Genomic DNA, 2,124 nt, shown 5'->3' with positions numbered 1-2,124 from the left:
ACTCGATCGTTCGATGGAACTGGTGATGGCCCAATTGGCGATTCTCAAAGCCGGTGCGGTTTACGTGCCGATAGATCCCAATGTGCCGGATGAGCGGAAAACCTGGCTGATAAATGATTGTTCCGCCCGGTTGTTGCTGACCGATACACGGGAAGATATTCCGGCGGATCTGGCGGTACCGCTATTTTGCCTCTCGGATAAGACAGATACAGACAACGAACAAGATCGCCTTAACCTTGATTTACCGCGTGCCAGCACTGAGTTAGCGTATATCATGTACACCTCCGGTTCTACCGGGACCCCCAAAGGGGTGTTGGTGCCGCATCGTGCGGTGGTCCGGCTGGTGATTAATAATGGTTATGCCGAAATCAGTCAGGATGATCGAGTTGCCTTCACGGCTAATCCGGCTTTCGATGCCAGTACGTTTGAAGTCTGGGCACCGTTACTCAATGGTGGGGCATTAGTGGTTATTGATCGTACCACGTTATTAACACCACAGGAGTTAGTGCGGGTTTTACAGACTCACCGCATCACGGTTCTGTGGCTGACTATCGGGTTGTTTAACCGGCTGGCGGCAGAGTTATCGCCGGTTCTGCCGCAGATTAACATCCTAATTTTCGGGGGAGATATACCCGATTTACAGGTGATTGCTCAGGTTCTGGATAATCGCCCGCCGCAACAGTTATTACAAGCTTATGGTCCGAGTGAGGGAACCACTTTTACTACCGTGTATCCTATCGTGGCATTAGCTCAGGGAGTGACTCGGATACCCATTGGTCGGCCGATAGCCAATACACGTATTTATCTGCTGGATGCTTACGGTCAGCCGGTGCCGACAGGTGCGATCGGTGAAATTTATGTGGGGGGAGATGGGGTTGCTTGCGGCTACCTTAATCGCCCTGACCAGACTGCTGAACGTTTCCTGACAGATCCATTTAGTGATCAACCGGATGCACGCATGTATCGCACCGGGGATTTGGCCCGTTACCTGCCGGATGGCAATCTGGAATTCTTGGGCCGTAATGACCAACAAGTTAAAATCCGCGGTTTCCGTATTGAACCGGGGGAGATTGAGAATCGTCTGGTGGAGCATCCGGCGGTGCGTGAAGCGGCTGTGTCGGCGTTAGGCGATGGGCCGGAAAAACGGCTGGTGGCCTATGTGGTGGCGGAGGCTCATGAGGGGTTGGCAATGAGTCTGCGTGATCACCTGAGTGCTATTTTACCGGATTACATGGTGCCGACAGCCTTTGTGCGGCTGGATGCGTTTCCGTTAACCCCGAATGGTAAGTTGGATCGCCGGGCATTGCCGACACCAGACAATGAAGCTTTGGCCCGTCAGGTTTATGTTGCGCCGCAAGGTGAAACGGAAATGGCGCTGGCGACGATTTGGCGTGAATTACTGGGCATTGAGCAGATCAGTCGGTATGACAGCTTTTTTGCCTTGGGCGGTCATTCGTTGCTCGCGGTACGTATGATTGGACGCTTGCGTCACCTGGGGTTGACATTGACGGCACGTGATCTGTTCCAGTCGCCGGTGCTGTCAGACCTGGCGCAAACGTTGGGGCAGCATCAGGCGGTGACAGTACCGCCGAACGTCATTATGCCAGCAACCACCGCGTTGACACCGGCAATGCTGCCGCTGATTGATTTGACTCAGGCTGACATTGATTGCATCGTCGGGCAGGTGCCGGGCGGGGTGGCCAATATTCAGGATATCTACGCCCTGTCGCCATTGCAGGATGGCATTTTGTTCCACCATTTGCTGGAGAATGAAGGCGATCCTTATCTGTTGATTAGTCAGATGGCCTTTGCTGACCGGGCGCGGTTGGATCGTTATCTGGCAGCGATTCAGCGGGTGGTTGATCGCCACGATATTCTGCGTACCGCTTTTCTCTGGCAGGGATTGTCAATCCCGGCGCAGGTGGTCTGGCGTCAGGCTGCCTTGTCGGTGACGGAGCTGACGCTAAACCCGGCTGATGGTCCGGTCAGAGACCAGTTAACCCGGCGTTTTGATCCGCGTCAGCATCGTATTGATTTAAGGGAAGCGCCGTTATTACGTTTTGTGGTGGCGCAAGAAACGGATGGTCGTTGGATCCTGCTGCAATTGCTGCATCACCTGATTGG

At 54.0% G+C, this 2,124-nt stretch carries 1 protein-coding gene; it reads left to right on the top strand.

The window, feature by feature from the left end; all coding sequences use genetic code 11:
- Nucleotides 1-2,124, top strand: a 2,124-nt coding sequence (locus EAE91_RS25250) for a non-ribosomal peptide synthetase (RefSeq protein WP_214090515.1), incomplete at both ends; no start/stop codon positions are given.

The organism is Photorhabdus noenieputensis (genome assembly GCF_018448935.1).
GTDB lineage: Bacteria > Pseudomonadota > Gammaproteobacteria > Enterobacterales > Enterobacteriaceae > Photorhabdus > Photorhabdus noenieputensis.
The sequence above is the reverse complement of the archived record's forward strand: the minus strand, read 5'-3'. Positions and strand labels throughout refer to the sequence as shown.